Origin of the sequence: Streptomyces palmae, assembly GCF_004684805.1 — a bacterium.
Lineage (GTDB): Bacteria > Actinomycetota > Actinomycetes > Streptomycetales > Streptomycetaceae > Streptomyces > Streptomyces palmae.
The window spans coordinates 1-17,478 of the sequence record NZ_SRID01000115.1; the positions used below are offsets into that span (position 1 = coordinate 1).

At 73.1% G+C, this 17,478-nt stretch carries 18 protein-coding genes; 9 read left to right on the forward strand and 9 right to left on the reverse strand.

Annotated elements, in window-relative coordinates; translation table 11 throughout:
* Nucleotides 1-371 precede the first annotated feature (371 nt).
* Nucleotides 372-617 carry a hypothetical protein gene (locus E4099_RS14635; RefSeq protein WP_135339483.1) on the forward strand — a complete coding sequence of 82 codons (246 nt, stop codon included), beginning with the start codon at nucleotides 372-374 and terminating at the stop codon, nucleotides 615-617.
* 192 nt (nucleotides 618-809) lie between these two features.
* Here E4099_RS14635 and E4099_RS14640 read toward each other — a convergent pair whose 3' ends face one another.
* Nucleotides 810-1,367, reverse strand: a complete 558-nt coding sequence (locus tag E4099_RS14640; protein WP_245244849.1) for a YbaK/EbsC family protein — start codon at nucleotides 1,365-1,367, stop codon at nucleotides 810-812.
* Nucleotides 1,368-1,377: 10 nt separating this feature from the next.
* A complete protein-coding gene (locus tag E4099_RS14645) occupies nucleotides 1,378-2,160 on the reverse strand; it encodes an acyltransferase (protein WP_135339484.1) in 783 nt (260 codons plus the stop codon).
* A 209-nt stretch (nucleotides 2,161-2,369) separates the two neighbouring features.
* On the opposite strand from E4099_RS14645, the gene E4099_RS14650 reads away from it, so the two are divergent.
* On the forward strand, nucleotides 2,370-3,677 hold the full coding sequence (locus E4099_RS14650; RefSeq protein WP_135339485.1) for a cytochrome P450 family protein: 1,308 nt from the start codon (nucleotides 2,370-2,372) through the stop codon (nucleotides 3,675-3,677).
* A gap of 43 nt (nucleotides 3,678-3,720) precedes the next feature.
* Here E4099_RS14650 and E4099_RS14655 read toward each other — a convergent pair whose 3' ends face one another.
* The 3 genes from E4099_RS14655 to E4099_RS14665 all read right to left on the reverse strand — a co-directional run bounded on the left by E4099_RS14655 (nucleotide 3,721) and on the right by E4099_RS14665 (nucleotide 5,890).
* A complete protein-coding gene (locus tag E4099_RS14655; RefSeq protein WP_135339486.1) occupies nucleotides 3,721-4,251 on the reverse strand; it encodes a gamma carbonic anhydrase family protein in 531 nt (176 codons plus the stop codon).
* Between the two features lie 14 nt (nucleotides 4,252-4,265).
* Nucleotides 4,266-4,928: a DedA family protein gene (locus E4099_RS14660; RefSeq protein ID WP_135339487.1), complete on the reverse strand. Its 663-nt coding sequence runs from the start codon at nucleotides 4,926-4,928 to the stop codon at nucleotides 4,266-4,268.
* Between the two features lie 509 nt (nucleotides 4,929-5,437).
* Complete coding sequence (locus E4099_RS14665) at nucleotides 5,438-5,890, reverse strand: DUF4442 domain-containing protein (protein WP_135339488.1); 453 nt, start codon at nucleotides 5,888-5,890, stop codon at nucleotides 5,438-5,440.
* A gap of 82 nt (nucleotides 5,891-5,972) precedes the next feature.
* On the opposite strand from E4099_RS14665, the gene E4099_RS14670 reads away from it, so the two are divergent.
* On the forward strand, nucleotides 5,973-7,061 hold the full coding sequence (locus tag E4099_RS14670; RefSeq protein WP_167828383.1) for a DUF8017 domain-containing protein: 1,089 nt from the start codon (nucleotides 5,973-5,975) through the stop codon (nucleotides 7,059-7,061).
* Nucleotides 7,062-7,170: 109 nt separating this feature from the next.
* On the opposite strand, the gene E4099_RS14675 is transcribed toward E4099_RS14670, so the two are convergent.
* Nucleotides 7,171-8,430, reverse strand: coding sequence for a Bcr/CflA family multidrug efflux MFS transporter (locus E4099_RS14675; protein ID WP_245244850.1), 1,260 nt, complete (start codon nucleotides 8,428-8,430; stop codon nucleotides 7,171-7,173).
* A gap of 151 nt (nucleotides 8,431-8,581) precedes the next feature.
* Between E4099_RS14675 and E4099_RS14680 the strand changes: the two genes are divergently transcribed.
* The gene (locus E4099_RS14680; protein WP_135339490.1) at nucleotides 8,582-9,070 is read left to right on the forward strand and encodes a MarR family winged helix-turn-helix transcriptional regulator; all 489 of its coding nucleotides are present in this window, start codon (nucleotides 8,582-8,584) and stop codon (nucleotides 9,068-9,070) included.
* 323 nt (nucleotides 9,071-9,393) lie between these two features.
* Here E4099_RS14680 and E4099_RS14685 read toward each other — a convergent pair whose 3' ends face one another.
* The 3 genes from E4099_RS14685 to tuf form a co-directional block, all read right to left on the reverse strand.
* On the reverse strand, nucleotides 9,394-9,756 hold the full coding sequence (locus E4099_RS14685) for a DUF4180 domain-containing protein (RefSeq protein WP_135339491.1): 363 nt from the start codon (nucleotides 9,754-9,756) through the stop codon (nucleotides 9,394-9,396).
* Nucleotides 9,757-9,818: 62 nt separating this feature from the next.
* Complete coding sequence (locus tag E4099_RS14690) at nucleotides 9,819-10,664, reverse strand: spermidine synthase (protein WP_135339492.1); 846 nt, start codon at nucleotides 10,662-10,664, stop codon at nucleotides 9,819-9,821.
* 67 nt (nucleotides 10,665-10,731) lie between these two features.
* Nucleotides 10,732-11,919: an elongation factor Tu gene (gene tuf / locus E4099_RS14695; RefSeq protein WP_135339493.1), complete on the reverse strand. Its 1,188-nt coding sequence runs from the start codon at nucleotides 11,917-11,919 to the stop codon at nucleotides 10,732-10,734.
* A gap of 488 nt (nucleotides 11,920-12,407) precedes the next feature.
* Between tuf and E4099_RS14700 the strand changes: the two genes are divergently transcribed.
* The 5 genes from E4099_RS14700 to E4099_RS14720 all read left to right on the forward strand — a co-directional run bounded on the left by E4099_RS14700 (nucleotide 12,408) and on the right by E4099_RS14720 (nucleotide 17,451).
* Nucleotides 12,408-13,121 carry a TVP38/TMEM64 family protein gene (locus E4099_RS14700; RefSeq protein WP_135339494.1) on the forward strand — a complete coding sequence of 238 codons (714 nt, stop codon included), beginning with the start codon at nucleotides 12,408-12,410 and terminating at the stop codon, nucleotides 13,119-13,121.
* A 198-nt stretch (nucleotides 13,122-13,319) separates the two neighbouring features.
* Nucleotides 13,320-14,195, forward strand: coding sequence for an undecaprenyl-diphosphate phosphatase (locus E4099_RS14705; RefSeq protein ID WP_135339495.1), 876 nt, complete (start codon nucleotides 13,320-13,322; stop codon nucleotides 14,193-14,195).
* 200 nt (nucleotides 14,196-14,395) lie between these two features.
* Nucleotides 14,396-15,499, forward strand: a complete 1,104-nt coding sequence (locus E4099_RS14710; RefSeq protein WP_135339496.1) for an NAD(+)/NADH kinase — start codon at nucleotides 14,396-14,398, stop codon at nucleotides 15,497-15,499.
* A 151-nt stretch (nucleotides 15,500-15,650) separates the two neighbouring features.
* On the forward strand, nucleotides 15,651-16,133 hold the full coding sequence (locus E4099_RS14715; RefSeq protein ID WP_135339497.1) for a MarR family winged helix-turn-helix transcriptional regulator: 483 nt from the start codon (nucleotides 15,651-15,653) through the stop codon (nucleotides 16,131-16,133).
* Nucleotides 16,134-16,440: 307 nt separating this feature from the next.
* Entirely contained in the window at nucleotides 16,441-17,451 is a 1,011-nt protein-coding gene (locus tag E4099_RS14720; protein WP_135339498.1) for an aldo/keto reductase, read from the forward strand.
* Nucleotides 17,452-17,478: the final 27 nt, after the last annotated feature.

Sequence of the window (17,478 nt, forward strand, 5' to 3'; positions counted from 1 at the left end):
CCCCTGCCACGGAGCCTGCCGCCCCCCGCCCCGCCGAACAGCCGGAACACGTGTGATGGCACCGTCCGGCAGGACGGCCCAGGCCGCGAGGCTCGGGACCGCTCCGCCCGCGCTGACGCGACGCCGGCAACGCGCCGGACGAGGAGCCGGGAAAGGGGCGCCGGGGCTCGCCCATCCGCTCGCGCGCCGCCCACGGCACGCCTTCGGAGGACCGCACGCCCCCGCCATCGAGTGCCCGCGTCCGGGCCACGGCACCGCCATCCAGGGGTAAATGGATCGATACCGTACGGCCGTTCGGGTGGTGTGGTGCATAGCGGCGCGGTGGTCCGGGCACCTCTCGTGCGCCTTTGGCAATGAGAGAAAGGAATGCCATGCGCCGTATTGCCGCTGCCGCTCTGGGAGCCGCCGCCGTCATCGGGGCGCTCGCCGCCCCCGCCCTGGCCGACAACCCCTTCGGGTTCGCCCTGGACGACCTGACCCCGGCGAACATCACCACGACGGCCGACAGGCCCACCATCCTGCCGGCGGACACCGCCGAGCGCTCCATCGTCCGCACCACCACCAAAGAGGAATCCCCGTGGATCAAGCGTCTGGGTCTGGACGACCTGGCCCCCTGATCCCCCCGCCCGCTCCGCGGACACCCGTCCCGGGACCGGTCCGGCCGCACGAGGACCTGGGACCCGCGGCCGGTCCGTTCGCGGGGTGATCCCGTCGTTCCGTGCCGGCCGTCCGGGCCGGTACGGAACGACGATCGCGTTCGGGCGGCTGCCGCCGCCCCCATGGGCCCGCCGGCGGGGCGCGAGCGCGGGTCAGCCCACGCCCAGGCCCTCCAGCACGGTGACCCCGGGCAGTTCGGCGAGCGCCTTGCCGGGCAGGATCAGCTTGCCGCGCCGGCTGCCGCTGCCGATCAGCACCCAGGGGGCGTGCACCACGGCGGCGTCCACCAGCAGCGGCCACCCCGCGGGCAGGCCGATCGGGGTGATACCGCCGAACTCCATCCCCGTCTCACCGATCGCGGTCTCCATGGGCGCGAAGGACGCCTTGCGGGCACCGAGGTGACGGCGCACCACTCCGTTGACGTCCACCCGGGTGTGCGCCAGGACCAGGCAGCCGGCCAAGGTCACCGCGCCGCCGCGCTTGGCCGCGACGACCACGCAGTTGGCGGACAGCTCCAGCAGCCAGGCGCCGTAGCTCTCCACCAGGACCGCGGTATCGGCACGTTCCGGGTCGGTGTCCACGTGGAACACCTGGTCCACGGGCACCGGGCCGCGCCACTCGCGCAGGGCGGCGGCGACCGGTGCGGTCAGCAGGTCCAGCCGCTCCATGACGGGGCGGGCGTCGTCGAAGGCATCCATCGGCGTGCTCATGGCCGGCACGCTAACAGCCGGCCGCACCCGCCACCGGCCCGGCGTCGGGATCCGCCTCCCGGTCGGCCGGCTCGGCGAGGGCGAGCAGCTGCTCGGGGGTGATGCCCTCCGGGATGGGCACCGGCGGCGGGGTGCGCAGCGGGGGCTGCCAGCCGGCGGCCGCGTCCCAGCGTCGGACGATCCGGGCCGGCGCCCCGGCCACCACCGCGTGGTCGGGCACCTCGCCGCGCACCACGGCGCCGGCCGCCACCACCACGTTACGGCCCAGTTTGGCGCCGGGCAGGATCACCGCACCCGCTCCCAGCCAGCTGCCCGTGCCGATGGTGACCGGGGCGCTGCGCGGCCACTGCTTGCCGATCGGCTGCTCCGGGTCGTCGTAGGAGTGGTTGTCGGAGGTGATGTACACGTACGGGCCGCAGTACACCTCCCGTTCGATCACCACCGGGCAGGAGGCCACCACATGGCTTCCGCGCCCCAGCACCACCCCGTCGCCCAGCCGCAGGACCGGGTCCGGGCCGAGGTCGAGGCCGGGCATCATCCCGGCGGTGAGGGTGACCTGCTCGCCGATGATGCAGTGCTCGCCCAGGTGGATCCACGGCTCCCCGAAGACCGTGCCCAGCGGGAAGGCCAGCCGGGTGCCGGCGCCGATGCTGCCGAAGCGGTACGGGCCGGGCCGGGCCGCGGTCACCGCGCCGGCATCACGCAGCCACTGCCAGCCGCGGTGTACGGCACGGGACACGAGGCGTCGGCGCGCATCGCCAAGGGACGAGAACACGTTTCGGTTTTTCGGCACCCGCACACGGTATCCCGCAGGTCCGGGCCGTCTCCCCGGGGCCGCCCCACCGGCGTCCGGCGGTCCGCGGCGGGCCCGGCCGCGCCGAGGCCTCATTGACGTGCCCGTCCGGGCGCGGACAGGCTGGCCCGGTGCGCCGAACCGTCGGTGCCCTGGCGGCCGGATGCCCGGCCGCGTGTTCGCCCTCTCGAAACTCCGGAGACCTCTTCATGGCACTGCCCTCCTCCCCGCGCTGTCCCTTCCGGCTCGACCCCGAGGCCCGGGACATCCACGCCGAGGCCGAGTTACTCCGCGGCGCGGGACCGGCGGCCCGGGTGGAGCTGCCCGGGGCGGTGCCGGCCTGGTCGGTGACCGATCCCGGGCTGATCCGGAGGCTGCTGACCGATCCGCGCGTCTCCAAGGACGCCCACCGGCACTGGCCGCGCTACATCGAGGGCCGGATCCCCGCGGACTGGCCGCTGCGCATCTGGGTGGACACCCCGAACGCGCTGTCCGCCTACGGCGAGGAGCACACCCGGTTGCGTCGGCTGATCGGTGCCGCGTTCACCGCCCGCCGGGTACGGGCGCTGGCGCCGCGCATCGAGGAGATCACCGCCGGGCTGCTGGACCGGTTGGCGGCCGCCGCGGCGTCCATACCGCGGGACGAGGCCGCCGAGCCCGGCGGGCCGGTGCTCGATCTGCGCGAGCACTTCGCCTGGGTGCTGCCGCTGATGGTGGTGAACAGCGCCCTCGGCGTGCCGGAGGAGGCCCATGACGCGTTCCGCGCGTGCATCGGTGATCTGTTCAACACCAATGTGCCGGGTGAGAAGGCGGTGGCGGCCACCGCCGAGGTGTACCGGCTGCTGGAGGAGCTGGTCGCCGCCAAGCGCGCCCGCCCCGGGGACGATGTGACCAGCGCGCTGATCTCGGCCCATGACGATGAGACGGCCTCCCGGCTGTCGCACGGGGAGCTGCTGGGTTCGCTGCTGCTGCTGATCGGCGCCGGGCACGAGACCACGGTCAACCTGCTCGACCACGCGGTGGTGAACCTGCTCTCCCACCCCGAGCAGCTGGCGCTGGTCCGCTCCGGCGCGGCCTCCTGGTCGGATGTGATCGAGGAGACCCTGCGCCACCAGGCGCCGATCGCCACCATCGTGATGCGCTTCCCCACCACCGACATCCATGACGCCGAGACCGGGTTGACCTTCCGCCGGGGCGAGGCGCTGGCCGTCAACTACGCCGCGGCGGGGCGCGACCCGGGTGTGCACGGCGCGGGCGCCGCGGACTTCGACATCACCCGGGAGACCCGCCGCGAGCACCTGGCCTTCGGCCACGGGGTGCACTTCTGCCTGGGCGCCGAGCTGGCCCGGCTGGAGGCCCGTATCGCGCTGCCCGCGCTCTTCGCCCGCTTCCCGGAGCTGGCGCTGGCGGAACCGGCCGAGAAGCTGGCCCCGCTGGAGTCGTTCATCTCCAACGGGCACCGCCGGCTGCCGGTCCGGCTGGGTACCACCGACCGGGCCGGAGCGTCGGCGGGCTGACAGGGGGGCGCGGCCCGGCCCGCCGTGGGCCGGCCGGGTCCGCTCAGTCCTGGTGCGCTGCCCGGTGGTCCCGGGCGAGCCCCTGGTACATCCCGGCGTTCAGCGAGATGGTCTCGCGCTCCTCCTGGGTCAGCTCCCGCTTGACCCGGGCGGGGACGCCGGCGACCAGTGAGCCGGGCGGTACCCGCATCCCCTGCGGCACCAGGGCCTGCGCGGCGACCAGCGAGCCCGCGCCGATGTGCGCCCCGTTGAGCACGGTGGCGCCCATGCCGATCAGTACGTCGTCCTCGACGGTGCAGCCGTGCAGTACGGCGTTGTGGCCGACCGAGACCCGCTCGCCCACGGTGACCGGGTAGCCCGGGTCCACGTGCACGGTGCAGTTGTCCTGGACGTTGCTGTCGGCGCCGATCACGATCGGTCCGCAGTCGGCGCGGAGCACCGCGTGGTACCACAGGCTCGATCCGGCGGCCATGGTGACCTCGCCGAGCACCACCGAGGTGGGGGCGGTGAACGCCCCCGGGTCGATGGCCGGCTCCTTGCCGCCCACCTGGGAGATCAGTGCCTGCCCTGACATCGCCGGGCCCCGGATCAGTCGGTGGCCGGGACCGGGTCGGCCTCGGCCGACGCGGCCCGCGCCTCACGCTCGGCGGCGGCCTTCTTGGCGCGCCGCTTCATCAGCAGCAGCGAGCCGAGACCGAACAGGAGTGCCGCCACCAGGCCCAGCCAGGAGAAGCGCTTGAGCCAGTCCTCGGCCACCTTGCCGACGGAGTAGATGACCGCGACGGTGCCGCCCGCCCACACGATGCCACCCAGCACGTTGGCGATGGCGAACTTCCAGTACGGCATCCTCAGCACGCCCGCCAGCGGGCCGGCGAAGATCCGCAGCAGCGCGATGAACCGGCCGAAGAACACCGCCCACATCCCCCACTTGTGGAAGGAGCGCTCGGCGGTGGCCACATGGTCGGCGCTGAAGTGCTTGGGGAACTTGCGGCCCAGCCAGTTGAGCAGCGGCTGGCCGCCCTTGCGGCCGATGAGGTAGCCGATGGAGTCGCCGATCACCGCGCCCGCGATGGCGGCGGCGGCGAGGATGTACGGATCGATGTGGTCCTGCGAGGACGCCAGCAGGGTCGCGGTGACCAGAATGATCTCGCCCGGCAGCGGGATACCCAGGCTCTCCAGGCCGATGACCAGGCCCACGATCAGATAGACACTGACGGCGGGAACGGTCTCCAACCACGACTCGATATGCAACGCCGGTCCTCCCCGTACGATCACTTCCCGGCGCGGCCCGCCGACGGGCACACGCTGGGGCAGCCTACTTGATCGGTGCGATCACCTGGATCGTCCCGCGAAGCCGCAGGTCCCGTGCCGAAGCTCCGGCCTCCACGGTCACTGCCCGGCACCCGGCACCCGGTCGTGCCGCCGTGCGTCCCCGGCGGACGGTGCCCGGAGCGCGGCTCCCATCCTTACTCGACGCACTTCGGCCGGCCGAGGTTCCCTCCGCCGGCCGTCGGCGCGTGGCGGGCGTGGCCATCGCTCCTCCCTCGGGGCGGCGGGGCGCGGTACGGGCGACCCTGCCAGTGTCGGCCGCCGCCCGGCCGCCGTCAGCCGACTCGCCGGTCCCCGGCGGGCAATGACTGGAACAGAGCACCCGCGCGGCGCATTCCCCACCCCGGCCGCCTGTGAGCCGGGACACGAACGCGCCGAAGCGGCCGATGACGGGTCATCGGCCGCTTCGGCGGCGGTGCGCCGCGGGCGCCTCAGGAGTTGGGGCGCAGGGTCCACACGATGGACATCTCACCGGTCACCGCGCCGTCCTCACGGGTGATGGCGATCCGCACCGGGAACTCCGGGCGCTCTCCGGCGTCCAGCTCGGCGACCACCTCGGCGGCCGGGCGGCCCAGCTCGGCGGTGGCGGTGACCGGGCCCTTGGCGAACTTCTTGTACGCGATCTCGGCACGCACCGCGAGCGGTACGGCGCGGGAGAGCTGGTCGCTGAAGGCCGCGAGCACGATCGCCCCGCTCGCCGACTCGGCGAGGGTGAACATGGCACCCGCGTGCGGTCCGGCGACGTGGTTGTGGAACTCCGTCTGGTCGGGGAGGCGCAGCACGGCACGCTCGGCCGAGGTCTCGACGAACTCCAGGTTCAGGGTGCGCACCATGGGCACCGTGGCGGCGAGAAGCTCGCCGATCGTCGGCTGGGTCTGAGTCATACCCAGAAAGTTACCAGCCGGTAGTAATCAAGGGGAAGGCAACCGTAGCCGCGGTCCGACTCACCTTCTAGGGTTACCCCCCATGTGGCCAGGACAGCAGCCGCCCGGGGGCGAGCCGAACCCTTACCAGCAGCCGGGACATCCGCAGCAGCCGGGGCAGCCGGGGCAGCCGGGGCAGCCCAACCCCTACCAGCAGCCGAACCCGTACCACCAGCCGGGTTACCAGCAGCCCAACCCGTACCGGCAGCCGGTCGGCCCGCAACCCGGGGTGCCGCCGCAGGCGCAGCCACCGCAGCCCTGGAGCGCGCCCGGCCCCCAGCCCGGACCGCCCGGACCGCCGGAACGGCGCCGCGGCAGGCGCACCGCCATCGCCGTGGGCACGGCGATCGCCGTGGTCGCCGCGGCGACGATCGCCGGCGTCCTGCTGCTGCGACCGGACGGCGGCTCCTCGTCCGAGGCCGGGGACGGCGCCAGGGGACCCGCGCCGACCCGCCCCCAGGACCGGGACCCGGCTCAGGGCGGCGCCGCCGACCCGGACGCGGACGCCCCGCGCGGCTCCGGGAAGCCGGCCAAGGTCAAGCCGGTCATACCCGGCTGGCAGGTGGTGGCCAATCCCCGATGGCACAACGCCTTCGACGTGCCGCCGGGCTGGGACGTCAAGGGGGCGGGCGAGTCGACCAGCTTCTTCGACGAGAACGACAAGCGGAAGCCACTGATCTCCATGTCCGCGCCGGCCGTGTACAAGGAGAGCTACTGCCCGGCCGGGAAGAAGGGCGCCGCCAGCGACATCTCGCTGGCCGCCACCGGCACCAAGGGCGCCAAGGGCGCCAAGACGGCGGAGGAGGCGGCCAAGAACGAGGCGCGCAGCTGGGTCTTCGCCGGATACGACCAGGCCGGCACCGGCGACCTGCGCCTGGTGGACGCCGAGACCAAGCCGTTCACCAGCGCCCAGGGCCTCAAGGGGTACACGGCCAAGGCGGAGGTGACCGGAGTGAAGAAGAAGGACGGGTGCGCGACGGACGGCAAGGCGTTCACCGTCACCTTCACCGGGCCGGACGGGAAGTTCGCCACCTGGGTGCTCTACACCGCCGCCCATGTCGAGGACGAGGTGCCGGACGCCACCATCAAGAAGATCATGAGCAGCCTGCGCCTCCTGGAACCGGCCTCCTGACGCCGGACCACCGGCACCGGGACCGCTTCCGCCGCCCGGTGCCGTAGGGCGCGGCGAAGGCCGATCGCCGCGGCCGCGCCACCCGGCACCAGGCAGGTGGTGAGCGTTCCTAGGAGGCGTCCCGCTCCTGGACCCGGTCGCGACCGCCGGGCCAGAGGTACACCAGGACCGCCGCCCCGGCGAAGGAGGCGATGACCACGGCCATGGGCAGCGCGGTTCCGGTGCCGCCGAGGCCGGTCAGGGGAGCGGAGACACCGCCGAGCGCGTACTGCACCAGGCCGAGCAGGGCGGAGGCGGTACCGGCCGCCTCCGGATGGCCGGACAGCGACAGGGCGGTGGAGTTCGGCATGATCAGCCCGATGCTGGAGACCACCGCGAACAGCGAGACCAGCACGGCGGGCAGCCCGAGGCCGGCGGTGACGGCGATCAGCAGCCCCGCTCCGCCGGCCGCGCTGAGCAGCAACCCGGCGCGCAGCGGGGTCTGCGGGGAGGTGCGCCGCAGCAGCCGGACGTTGCACTGGCCGAGCAGCATGATGCCCAGCGCGTTGCCGGCGAAGAGCAGGCTGAACCGCTGCGGGCTCAGCCCGTACACGTCCTGCAGCACGAAGGACGAGGCGGAGATGTAGGCGAACATGGCGGCGAAGGCGAAGCCGCCGGCGAGCGCGTACCGCATGAACCCGGGGTCGCGCAGCAGGGCGCCGAAGCTGCGCAGGGCCTGCCCCAGCCCACCGCTCAGACGCCGCTCCCGGGGCAGGGTCTCGCCCAGCAGGAGCACGGTGAGGGCCAGCAGCAGCGCGCCGATCACACCGAGCGTGACGAAGATCCCGCGCCAGGAGGTGAAGCGCATCAGCTGGCCCCCGATGACCGGGGCCAGGATCGGCGCGGCGCCGTTGACCAGCATCAGCAAGGAGAAGCAGCGGGCGGCCGCGGTCCCGCCGTAGAGGTCGCGGACGATCGCCCGGCTGATCACGATGCCGACCGCCCCGGCCATGCCCTGGAGCAGCCGCAGCCCGGTGAGCGCGGTGACGTTCGGCGCCAGGGCGCACAGTACGGAGGCCACCGCGTAACCGGCCAGGCCGATCAGCAGCGGTGTCCGCCGCCCCCAGCGGTCGCTGAGCGGCCCGGCGAGCAGCTGTCCGGCGGCCAGGCCGACCAGGCAGCTGGTGAGGGTCAGCTGCACCTGGGCGTCCGCCACGTCCAGGCCGGTGGCGAGGTCCGGCAGCGCGGGCAGGTACATGTCGAGGGAGAGCGGGCCGAACGCGGAGAGCGCACCGAGCATGAAGAGCAGGCGCAGGGCCATCGGCCGGTCCGCGGCCGCCCCGGCGGGGGGCGCCTGGGCAGGCCGGGTGGAGGAGGGGACGGTGGCCACGAGCGGTGCCTTCCGGTCTGGCGTGTGCGGTACGGGACGGCGCCCAGCCTAAGAGATCGCTGAGCAGTCAGCAATTGACGATTCAGTGATTTTCCGCGCAGTAGGATGCCGGACGGCAAGCCGTGCGCCGGCACGGAGGAAGGCGGGCGTCATGGCGGCCGGACCAGGCGAGAAGCACACTGCCGCGCAGGCCGCGAGCGGCCGACTGGTCCGCGAGTTCGGGCAGCTGCTGCGCGCGACGACCCGCCTGGAGCAGCGCATCAACGCCGCGCTGCGCGAGGAGTGCGGCATCAGCCACGTCATGTTCGAGGTGCTCATCCGCCTCTGCCGCGACCCCGCGGAACAGGTCTCCCAGCGCACCCTCGCCGAGGACCTGGTACTGACCAGCGGCGGCATCACCCGGCTGGTGGACCGGATGGAGGAGGCGGGCACGGTTCGCCGGCGGCCGTCCCCCTCCGACCGCCGGGTGACCCTGGTCGAGGCGACGCCCAAGGGCGAGCGGACCCTCCTGGCCGCGGCCCGGGTGCACGCGGGGATCCTGGAGCGCTATGTCACGGGGCCCCTGACCGGGGAGGAGTACCGCGGCTTCACCACAGCGCTGGACCGGATCAACACCGCCCTACGGACCGGGCCCGCGTAACCCCGACGCCCCCACGCCCACGGGACGGACCCGGTGACCGGTCCCCCGCCGTCGCCCCGAGCCCGCACCCTGCGGCGGGCCCTCCCCCTCCACCGGCGCTCTCTGCCTCTACGGACGGACCCGGTGAGGGTCCCTGTGACGCCACGGTGGGCGCCGCCCTTCCACCGGCGCTCTCCATACCCGCGGGACGGACCTGGCGCACACTCCCCCTAACGCCCCGGCGGGCGCCAGCCCTTCACCAGCACTCTCGCGGCTGCGGGACGCGCCGGCCGGCGGTCCACCGCACCGCGGCCCCGTACGCCCGAACCCGCCCGCCGCAGGCGCTACCCCTTCAGCCGCTCCCGCGACTCCGCCATGTCGGCCAGGAACCAGGTCTGCCGTCCGCGGTTGCACTCCCGCACGAAGTCCCGCAGCGCCGAACTCGCCTCCGTATGGCGGGAGATGTCCCCCAGGACCACCAGCCCCATCCGGTACTGGGCGAACTTCTGGATGATCTCGCCGGCGACGCGCGTGCGGAGCTGGAAGAAGTCCTCCTCGAAGCGCTCGACGGGGATCACGGCCCACTGGGCACCCTGGTACGAGGCATTGCCGATCAGATCGAGGATCTCGCGTTCACCGCTGAGGCTCTCGCCCTCGTCGGCGCAGACCAGAACGGGGATGTCGTGGAACGTCTCCGAAGTGCCCATGGCCGGCAGGGTAATCCGCGCCTCCGGACCGGGGCCGTGGGTCCACCGGGCCGCCCCGCCCCTCAGCCGATGCCGAACGCGCCGTCCGGTGGCGGTGGTGAGGGCACGGCCGCCGCGTCCACCACCGGTGCGGCGCCCTGGGTGAAGCGCTCCAGCCGCGGGCCGTGTTCGACCCGGGCCGGGAAGGCGTCGGCCGCGGTGCGCCGGGCCAGTTCGTCCACCGGCAGCTCCCGCTGGGCGGCCACCAGCACGGCGTTGCCGAAGCGCCGGCCGCGCAGCACCCCGGGCTCGGCGACCAGGCACAGCTCGGCGAAGGCGGTGCCGAAGGTGGCGAGCTGGGAGCGGAGGAAGGTGAACGGTGCCCCGTCCGCGAGGTTGGCCACGTACACGCCGCCCGGCCGCAGCACCCGGGCCGCCGCCCGCGCGTACTCCACCGAGGTCAGGTGCGCGGGCACCCGGGAGCCCCCGAAGACATCGGCGACCACCAGATCGACCGAGCCGGGCGGGGTCTCCTCCAGCGCGGTACGGGCATCGGCCGGGCACACCTCGATCCCGGACCCGGGCGGCAGCGGCAGCACCTCTTCCACCAGCTCGATCAGCCGCCGGTCCGCCTCGATCACCCGCTGGCGCGAACCGGGGCGGGTCACCGCCGTATAGCGGGGCAGGCTCAACGCGCCGCCGCCCAGGTGCAGGACGTCCAGCGGCCGGCCGGGCCCGGGCAGGGCGTCGATGACGTACGCCAGCCGCCGTGCGTACTCGAACTCCAGGTACGCGGGGTCGTCCAGGTCCACGTACGACTGCGGCGCCCCGTCGACCGTGAGCAGCCAGGCCCGCTCGCGGTCCACATCGGGCATCAGCTTGGCGAGGCCGCCATCCACGGCGCGGCTCACCGGTATCGACTCGGTCACCTGCCCATTGTGCCGCCCGGCCGGCGCGTCAGGGCGCCGGCCGGGCGGCCGCGGGTCCGCTCCGCGGCTACTCCGCGACGGTCAGTACGGTGCCCGCGCCCACGGTGTGCCCGCCCTCCCGGATCGCGAAGCCGAGACCCGGCTCCAGCGGCAGGTCGCGGTCGAGTTCCACGCCGAGGGTGACGGTGTCGCCCGGCCGGGCCCGACCGGTGGCGCCCAGGTCCACCGCACCGGCCACATCGGCGGTGCGCAGGTGGAACTGCGGCCGGTATCCGGTGGTCAACGGGGTGCGCCGACCGCCCTGCGCCGCGGAGAGCACATGCACCCGGGCGGTGAAGCGGCGGCGCGGCACCACGCTGCCCGGTGCCGCCACCACCTGCCCGCGGCGCACCGCTCCTCGGGGCACCCCGCGCAGCAGCAGCGCCACGTTGTCGCCGGCCTCCGCGTACTCCATGGGCTTGCCGAAGGTCTCCACCCCGGTGACCACACTGGTCCCGTCCCGCTGCGCGGTGCCGCCGAGCAGTTCCACCCGGTCCCCCACCCGGATCCGGCCGCGTTCGACGGCGCCGGTGACCACGGTGCCGCGCCCGGTGATGGTCAGCACGTTCTCCACCGGCAGCAGGAACGGGGCGTCGGTGTAGCGGACCGGCGTCGGCACATAGGTGTCGACCGCGTCCAGCAGCGCCTCGATGGCGCCGGTCCAGCGCGGTTCGCCGTCCAGCGCCCGCAGCCCGGAGACCCGTACCACGGGCGTGGTCGCCCCCGGGTAGCCGTGCGCGCTGAGCAGCTCACGCACCTCCAGTTCGACCAGGTCGGTGAGGTCCGGGTCGCCCGCGTCGGCCTTGTTGAGGGCGACCACGACGTGGTCGACGCCGACCTGCCGGGCGAGCAGCACATGCTCGGCGGTCTGCGGCATGACGCCGTCCAGCGCCGAGACCACCAGGATGGCACCGTCCAACTGGGCCGCGCCGGTGACCATGTTCTTGATGAAGTCGGCATGGCCGGGCATGTCGACATGGGCGTAGTGCCGGGTGTCGGTCTCGTACTCGACATGGGCGATGTTGATGGTGATGCCGCGCGCGGCCTCCTCCGGAGCCCGGTCGATCCGGTCGAAGGGGACGTAGCCGGTGCCGGTGCCGCGCGCGCTGAGCACCTTGGTGATGGCGGCGGTGAGCGTGGTCTTGCCGTGGTCGACGTGGCCCATGGTGCCGATGTTGAGGTGCGGCTTGGTACGGAGGTACGGCTGCTTGGACATGCCTGGCGTTCCTTCCTCGGAACAGCGACGGGAGTACGCGGACCCCAGCACCTCACCGACCCTCCCTGGCGGGATCCGTCGGTAGGTCCGAGGGAGGGTCAGCTTCGGGTGCCGTCGAGGCAGGCTGCGGCAACGACCGGGACAGGGGTGACGGCAGCCTTCGGCGTGCCCGCGACTGCGGGCATCGGCGGAGCGAAGGCGTACCGGAACATGCCCCCGAGCATGGCGGGCCGGGCGCGGTACGTCGACTGGTTTTCGACGCCGGCGGCACCTCGCGGACCCGCGGGCCGTTCCGCGATCCGCCTGCCACGCCAGCGCATCCCGGGAAGCGTGCTCCCGACGTACGGTCCTCCGGACATGCAAGGGCGCCGTGTACAACGGCGCCCCGCGGCATACAAAGGCGCCCCCGCGGCGGGGAATTGTCCGGTTCTGGTAGCAGACCGCTCCGGGCGGGGTCCGACGGGGGGCCGTTCGGTTACGCTCCTTCGGTGCCCCGATCCGCCGCCACTCCGCCCAGCCCGGCCCAGCGCTGCGTCAGCGTGCTGCTGTCGCCGTGGTGCCGGCTGGGCCTGCTGCTCGCGCTGCTGGCCGCGGCCGCGGTGGCGGTGCTGGCCTGGGAGCCGCAGCGGCTGATCACCGACGGCTGGCCCGAGCGGCTCTCCGGCGGTACCGCGGTGCTGGTCTTCGCGCTGGCGTACGGGCTCTGCACCGCCGCCCTGGTCCCCCGTCCACTGCTGAACCTGGCGGCCGGCACCCTGTTCGGCGCGCAGGCCGGACTGCCCGGGGCGATCGGGGGGACCGTCCTCGGCGCCGGGATCTCCTTCGGCCTCGGCCGGCTGCTGGGCCAGGACGCGCTGCGCCCGCTGCTGCGCGGGCGGTGGCTGCTGTTCGCGGACCGGCTGCTGTCCCGGCACGGTTTCCGGTCGATGCTGGCGCTGCGGCTGCTGCCGGGGGTGCCGTTCGCGGCGGCCAACTACGGGGCCGCGGTCTCCCGGATGCGCTGGCTGCCGTTCCTGCTGGCGACGGGGGTGGGCAGCGTCCCGAACACCGCCGCCTACGTGGTGGCCGGCAGCCGGGCCGCCACACCCGGCTCACCCGTCTTCCTCGCCTCGACGGCCTTCATCGCGGCCACCGGGCTCGGCGCCGGAGTGGTGGCCTGGCGCAAACGGCACCGACTGCGCGCGGCGGCCTCCGGAGAGTGACCGCGAGGCCGTCGGCGGCAGGGCCGACCGGCCGTACGTCCTGGTGTGGGGCCCCGTTCCGGGCCTGTTCACCGGGGGGCGTTACGCTGCCTCGGCACTGGTGTGCGACCACCATCTGTCCGAACAGTCCGCATTCACCCCCCTGACCAGTGAGGTCACCGGTCAGCTCTTGATCATTCATCGGATGGCCCAGTTTTCATGTCTTGGTTCGAATCACTCATCCTCGGACTCGTCCAGGGGCTGACCGAGTTCCTACCGATCTCCTCCAGCGCGCATCTACGGCTCACCGCCGCCTTCGCCGGCTGGCACGACCCGGGAGCGGCGTTCACCGCCATCACCCAGATCGGCACCGAGGCCGCCGTACTGATCTACTTCCGCAAGGACATCGTCCGGATCGTCTCGGCCTGGTTCCGCTCACTGACGAACAAGCGCATGCGCGGCGACCACGACGCCCAGATGGGCTGGCTGGTGATCGTGGGTTCGATTCCGATCGGCGTCCTCGGGGTGACGCTCAAGGACCAGATCGAGGGGCCCTTCCGGGATCTGCGGCTGACCGCCACCACGCTGGTGGTGATGGGCCTGGTGCTGGGCTTCGCCGACCGACTGGCCGCCCGGGACGAGACCGGGGGCCGGCACCGAGCGGTCAAGCAGCGCAAGTCGCTGCGGGAGCTGAACGTCAAGGACGGACTGGTCTACGGCGTGTGCCAGGCGATGGCGCTGGTCCCTGGCGTCTCCCGGTCCGGTGCCACGATCAGCGGCGGCCTGCTGATGGGCTACACCCGTGAGGCCGCGGCCCGCTACTCGTTCCTGCTGGCCATTCCGGCGGTGCTGGCCTCCGGCACCTTCGAACTCAAGGACGCGGCCGCGGAGGGCCATGTCTCCTGGGGGCCGACCATCTTCGCCACGGTCATCGCCTTCGTCGTGGGATATGCGGTGATCGCATGGTTCATGAAGTTCATCTCCTCCAAGAGCTTCATGCCGTTCGTGTACTACCGGGTGCTGCTCGGCCTGCTGCTCTTCGCCCTGGTCGGCACGGACGTGCTCAGCCCGCACGCGGGCGAGTCGGCCGACTAGGAATCGCCCCGCGCCCCCGCGCACAGGGCTCTGCCGCGCACCACCCGGCCGAAGACCACGGTGGAGTCCCCGATCCGCGGCGTGCCGGCGGCGGCGCACCGCGCTCTGCGGGCGGGGCCGCCGCGTAAGTCGCCGGGGCTCGCGGCCGGGGCGCATCCTGGAGAGGAGCCACGCAACCCCTCACCGAAGAGGACGCCGCCATGACGGTCGAGCGCATCGGTCTTGTCGTCCACAAGGGACGCCCCGAAGCCGTGGCGGCCGCACGGTCGGTACGGGCCTGGTGCGTCGACCACGCAGTCCAGTGCACCGAGATCGACGTGTGGAACGCGGGGGAACAGCGGCGCAGCGCCCGCGAGGAGATGGCCGCGGCGGGAAACCCCGACCTCATCGTCGCCCTGGGCGGCGACGGCACCTTCCTGCGCGGCGCCCGCCTGGCGGCGCACAACGGTTCACTGCTCCTGGGCATCGACTTCGGCCACGTCGGATTCCTCACCGAGGTACCCGCGCACGACGCGCTCCAGGCCTTGGACGCCGTCCGGGAATCCCGCATCACCGTCGAGGAACGCATGCTGCTCACCATGCGCGCCTCCCGGCCGTTCTCGCTTCCCGAGGAACTCGGTCCGCTGCTGCGGTACGGCCGCAGGCCGTCGCTGCCGCCGCCGCAGGTGCAACCCGGGTGCGAGGCCGGAGGAGGCTGGGGCGTGGCGCTCGACCTGCTCGGGCTGAACGAGGTCGTGGTGGAGAAGTTCGCCCGGGACGGCCGGGTCTCCGCGGCGGTCTACTTCGCCGGAAGGCTGCTCGCCTGCTACGCCGGGGACGCGCTGCTGGTGGCGACACCGACGGGCTCGACCGCGTACAGCTTCGCCGCGGGCGGCCCCGTGGTCTCGCCTCGCACGCAGGCCCTCGTCTTCACGCCCGTCGCGGCGCACATGGTCTTCAAGCGCTCGGTCCTGGCCGCGCCGGACGAGCCGATCGCCATGCGTCTGCTGCCGCACTCCGGGAGCGCGGCGGTCAGCGTGGACGGCCAGATCCGCGGGGTGCTGGACCCGGGCGACTGGATCGGCGTCTATGCCGCGCCGAGCCGGCTGCGGGTGGTGCGCCTGGGTCCGACGGACTTCTACGGGCGTCTGCGCCAGCGGCTTCGGCTGACCGACGCGCCCGCCACGGCGTCCGACGGCGAGGTGCCGTCGGCCTGGCCGCTCACCGCTCCCCCACCGCACGACCTGGAACACCTGAACCTGCCCGCGCTCCAGGCCGGCACGCACCTGCCGACCACCGCGCAGCGGGCCGACGGCGACGCCTGACCCGCCCCTGCACAGCGGCGGGGGTGCGGATCCGCGCTGGGCGCCCGCCCAGCACCTACATACTTGCACTCGCCTCATAAAAGCTCCAGCCGATATTTTCACGGAGGGCTTATCCTGGGCGCCGGACACATCGGGAAGGAAACCCGGGCCCATGACCGCCACAGATCCCGCGCTGACCGCCCTCGCCAACGGATGGGCCGCCCTCTACCTCCTCCACGGCAGGATCGAGGCGCACATCGAGCGCGCCCTGCAGTCCGAGCACGGCCTGAGCGTGCGGGAGTACTCGCTGCTCGACGTGCTCAGCCGCCAGCACGACGGTGAGGGCGGCCACCTGCAGATGAAGCAGGTCGCCGATGCGGTCGTCCTCAGCCAGAGCGCCACCACCCGCCTCGTCGCCCGCCTGGAGGACCGCGGCCTGCTGTCCCGCTTCCTGTGCCCGACCGACCGCCGCGGCATCTACACCGATGTCAGCGACACGGGCCTGAAGCTCCTGCGAGAGGCCCGGCCGACCAACGAAACCGCCCTCCGGCAGGCGCTCGACGAAGCCGCCCAGAACCCGGAACTGGCCCCCCTGGTCACAGCAGTCGAGGCGAAGCCGACGCGTCGGCGCCCCGACCCCCTTCCGGCGCCGTAGAAGAAGCCGACGCTGAGGGCGCGTAGCCGACGGCGCGGGCAAGGGAGGCGAGGTGCTCTTCGCGGTGGGCGCCCGGCGCTGGGCGGGCGATGGGCACGGCCAACGCCCTGAACCCGGGCTTCATCCTCACCCGGCCGCAGCGGCACCTGGACGACGAGACCGCCTCCCGGCGGACGCGCAAATACAGCTCTTGCATTAGTCGGCGTCTGCAAGTATTGTCTTTGCATGTAAGGCGCGCTTGCATTCGGATGCGGCGCTCATGCGGGCCACCGCGGCCCTCCCCCCACATCTCGCAAAGGCACTTCCCATGTCGCTCAAGAACATCCTTCCCGGCCGTCTCGGCTTCGGCACCGCCCCGCTCGGCAACATGTTCCGCGCGATCCCCGACGACGAGGCCCGCGCCACCGTCGAGGCCGCCTGGGACCACGGCATCCGCTACTACGACACCGCCCCCTTCTACGGCGCCGGCCTCGCCGAGGAGCGGCTCGGCGAGGTCCTCGCCGGCAAGCCGCGCGACGAGTACGTCCTGTCCACCAAGGTCGGCCGGGTCATCCTCGACGAGCACGAGACCGACGTCCCCGACTTCGGCGAGAAGGGCGGCCTGTTCGAGCACGGCAACCCGAACAAGATCCTCCACGAGTGGACCGCCGACGCCACCGAGCGCTCCATCGAGGGCAGCCTGAAGCGCCTCGGCGTCGACCGGCTCGACATCGTCTGGGTCCACGACATCGCCCAGGACTTCCATGGCGACGCATGGCTCGGAAAGTTCGAGGAGGCCCGCACCGGAGCCTTCCGCGTCCTGTCCCGGCTGCGCGACGAGGGCGTCATCAGGGCCTGGGGCCTCGGCGTCAACAAGACCGAGCCGATCGAGCTGACCCTCGCCCTCGACGAGCCGAAGCCCGACGGCTTCCTCCTCGCCGGCCGCTACACCCTCCTCGACCACGAGCACGCCCTCTCTCGCCTGCTCCCCATGGCCCAGGAGCAGGGCGTCGACATGGTCGTCGGCGGCCCGTACAGCTCCGGCATCCTCGCGGGCGGCACCCACTTCGAGTACCAGCAGGCCCCCGCGGAGATCATCGAGCGGGTCGGGAAGCTGAAGACCCTGGCCGAGAAGCACGGTGTGGGCATCAAGGCCGCCGCCCTCCAGTTCTCCCTCGCCCACCCGGCGTCCGCCGCCGTCATCCCCGGTGCCACCCGGCCCAGCCGCATCGCCGAGGACACCGCGGCCCTGAACGAGACCGTCCCGGCCGCCTTCTGGACCGACCTGCGCGCCGCCGGCCTGGTCAGCCCGGCCGCCCCGCTCCCGAACAACGCCTGACCCCCAACCCTGTCTCTTATACACCTC